The organism is Kitasatospora sp. NPDC004799 (genome assembly GCF_040609095.1).
Lineage (GTDB): Bacteria > Actinomycetota > Actinomycetes > Streptomycetales > Streptomycetaceae > Kitasatospora.
Window position 1 is genome coordinate 1 of the sequence record NZ_JBEXJK010000630.1, and the last position, 3,109, is coordinate 3,109.

Here is a 3,109-nt window from a genome sequence, read left to right on the forward strand (position 1 = left end):
CGGGCCGGGGCGCGGGGGGCGCGGGGGGGGGCGGGGCGCGGGGCGCCGCGCCCCCCCCCCCCCCGCCGCGCCCCCCCCGCCCCCTACCCTCCTGGAGCTGCCGTGCCTTCCACCCCGCTGTTCGCCGCCCTCGACATCGGCGGCACCAAGATCGCCGGAGCGCTGGTCGACGGCGACGGACGGCTGCGGCACCGGCTCCAGCTGCCCACCCCGGCGGCGGAGCCCGGTGCGGCCGTGCTCGCCGTCGTGCACGAGGTGCTGGACCGGCTCGCCGGCGCCGCCGACTGGGCCGCCGTGACGGCCGTCGGGATCGGCAGCGCCGGCCCGGTGGACCTCGCCGACGGCACCGTCAGCCCGGTCAACATCCCCGGCTGGCGGGGCTTCCCGCTGGTCGCCGAGATCGCCGCGCACCCGGCGGTGGCCGAGCACCCGGCGGCGCGCGCGCTGCCCGTCCGGCTCGCCGGGGACGGCGTGGCGATGGCCGCCGCCGAGCACTGGCAGGGCGCGGCCCGGGGCGCCGACAACGCGCTCTGCCTGGTGGTGTCCACCGGCGTCGGCGCCGGTCTGGTGCTCGACGGCGCGGTGCGCCCCGGCCCCAGCGGCAACGCCGGCCACCTCGGCCACATCACCGTCGACCTGGACGGGGAGCCCTGCCCGTGCGGCTCGCGCGGCTGCCTGGAGGGCCTCGCCAGCGGCACCGCGATCGCCCGCCGGGCGCTCGCCGAGGGCTGGCGGCCGGTGGCCGACGACCGGACGGCCCGCGCCGTCGCCGCCTCCGCCGCCGCGGGCGACCGGATCGCGCTCGCCTCCTTCGACCGCGCCGCCCGGGCGCTGGCCGCCGGGATCGCCGCCACGGCCGCCCTGGTGGACCTCTCCCGGGTCGTGGTCGGCGGGGGCGTGGCCGAGGCCGGGGACGTGCTGTTCGCCCCGCTCGCCCGCCACCTGGACCGCTACGCCGCCCTCTCGTACGTCCGCGGCCTGGACGTGCGCCGCGCCGAACTCGGCACCGACGCCGGGCTGATCGGCGCGGCCGCGCTCTGCCGCTGAACCTCCCCGGAGCCGCCCGCATGCCGCCGTCCACCCCGCCCGCGCCCTCCTCGCCCGCGTCCGCCCTGCCTCCGTTCGGCCTGCCTCCGTTCGGCCTGCTGCGCAACCCCGTCCGCCGCTACGCCTGGGGCTCGCCCACCGCCGTCCCCGCGCTCACCGGCACCACGCCCGACGGCACCCCGCAGGCCGAACTCTGGCTGGGCGCCCATCCGTCGGCGCCGTCCCTGCTGTCCGCGCCGGACCCCGACGGCAGCGGCCCCCGGCCGCTGGACGAGCTGATCGACGCCGACCCGGACGGCCTGCTCGGCCCGGACACCGTCCGGCGGTTCGGCCCGGCACTGCCGTTCCTGTTCAAGGTGCTGGCCGCCGACCGGGCGCTCTCCCTCCAGGTCCACCCCACCCGCGCCCAGGCCGAGGCCGGGTACGCGGCCGAGCAGGCCCGGGGCATCCCGCCGACCGCGCCGGACCGGGTCTACAAGGACCGCGGGCACAAGCCGGAACTCCTCTGCGCGCTCGGCGACTTCGAGGCGCTCTGCGGCTTCCGGCCGGCCGCCGACACCGCCCGGCTGCTGGACGCCCTCGGTGTGCTCCCGCACTGGGCCGCCGCCCTGCGCACCCGGCCCGCCGAGGCGGTCCTGCCCGAGCTGCTGCGCTCCGGGCTGAACGCCTCCGACGAGGAACTCGCCGCCGTCACCCGCGCCTTGCACCGCGCGGCGGCCGCCGACGGGCCGTACGCCGCGAGCTGCGCCGCCTACGCCCGCCTCACCGAGGAGTACCCCGGCGACCGGGGACCGCTCCCCGCACTGCTGCTCAACCACGTCACGCTCACCGCCGGGCAGGCGCTGTACCTGGACGCCGGGGTGCCGCACGCCTATCTGCGCGGCGTGGGCGTGGAGTTGATGGCCAACTCGGACAACGTGCTGCGCTGCGGGCTCACCGCCAAGCACGTCGACGTGGACGGCCTGCTGGCGGTCACGTCCTTCCGGACCGGCGAGCCCGCGGTGCTCACCCCGCGGCCGCTCGCGGACGGGACCGAGGAGCGGTTCCCCTCCCCCGCCGAGGAGTTCGGCCTCTCCCGGCTGCGCCCCGGCGCCACCGCCGTCCGGGTCGACCTCCCCACCCCGCAGATCCTGCTCTGCGTCTCCGGGCAGGCCCGGCTGCGGGGCACCGGCGGCGCCGAACTCGCGCTCCCGGCGGGCGCGTCGGCCTACCTGCGCCCGGGCGCCGGGCCGGTCGAACTGACCGGCCCGGGCGCGGAGCTGTTCCGGGCCACCACCGGGTAGCGGGGCACCACCGCGCAGCGGGGCACCCGGCGCCGCCCGCGCGGGTTGGGGCCCGGACGGATTCGGGCCGCGCGGAGTTCAGGCCCGGGCAGGATGGCCGAACAGCAGGTCGTAGCCGTCCGGGAGTTGCTCGATCACCCGGTCCAGCAGCTCCCCCGGCACCAGGTCGGCGACGGTGCTGAGCACGGCCCCGATGTCCCACTGCGCCGTCGCCGGGGTCGCCCCGTCGATCCACCCCACCACGGCCTCCACGAAGCGCTCGGCGGTCAGCGGCTCGGCCGCCGGGGCGGCGTCGCGCAGCAGCGAGGCGTAGGTGGCGGGCAGCGCGGCGGCGAGTTCGGCGCGCTCGGACCCCACCAGGTGCTCGCCGAGCAGGGCCAGCACGACCCGGGCGGCGTGATCCGCCTCGGCCTCGCCCCGGTACTCGCCGCGCTCCACGACGCGGGCGAGGAAGTCATCCCAGGAGATGGTCATCGCGTCCTCCTTCCGGTCGGCGGCTCCGGCCGGACCGACGGCGGCCTGCTCGCTCTGGGCCTGGAGGGGGAGGGCGGCCCGTGACCACCGCGGGACGTACCGGTGCCCGTGCTGCTCAGCGTAACTCGCCCCGGCGCCTTCGTTACCGGCCCGCTGCCGCCGGCAGCGCGGGCACGTACCGTCACCGGGGCCCCGGGGGCGCCGGCCGGGCGGATCGACGCCGCCGTCGATCACGCCACCGGCCCGCCGCGGCCGGTCAGCCCGCCGAGGCGTGACACCGCCGGCGCGGCCGCCCCTGCCCGCCC

General features: G+C 79.3%; 3 protein-coding genes and 1 pseudogene. 3 read left to right on the top strand and 1 reads right to left on the bottom strand.

From position 1 onward, the window contains the following. The first annotated feature begins 102 nt into the window (after nucleotides 1-102). Together ABZW03_RS39130 and manA are read left to right on the top strand one after the other, a co-directional pair. Entirely contained in the window at nucleotides 103-1,047 is a 945-nt protein-coding gene (locus tag ABZW03_RS39130; protein WP_355269385.1) for an ROK family protein, read from the top strand. A 20-nt stretch (nucleotides 1,048-1,067) separates the two neighbouring features. After that, on the top strand, nucleotides 1,068-2,330 hold the full coding sequence (manA, locus tag ABZW03_RS39135) for a mannose-6-phosphate isomerase, class I (RefSeq protein ID WP_355269387.1): 1,263 nt from the start codon (nucleotides 1,068-1,070) through the stop codon (nucleotides 2,328-2,330). Between the two features lie 78 nt (nucleotides 2,331-2,408). On the opposite strand, the gene ABZW03_RS39140 is transcribed toward manA, so the two are convergent. Further along, nucleotides 2,409-2,804 (bottom strand): DUF2267 domain-containing protein, encoded by a 396-nt coding sequence (locus ABZW03_RS39140; RefSeq protein WP_355269389.1) that lies wholly within the window; start codon nucleotides 2,802-2,804, stop codon nucleotides 2,409-2,411. A gap of 102 nt (nucleotides 2,805-2,906) precedes the next feature. Here ABZW03_RS39140 and ABZW03_RS39145 point away from each other — a divergent pair. Continuing rightward, a pseudogene (locus ABZW03_RS39145) lies at nucleotides 2,907-3,109 on the top strand (hypothetical protein); the annotation flags it as partial.

Coding starts and splice junctions, on each gene's coding strand:
- manA (WP_355269387.1), top strand. CDS start 1,068: ATGCCGCCGTCCACCCCGCCCGCGCCCTCCTCGCCCGCGTCCGCCCTG.
- ABZW03_RS39140 (WP_355269389.1), bottom strand. CDS start 2,804: ATGACCATCTCCTGGGATGACTTCCTCGCCCGCGTCGTGGAGCGCGGC.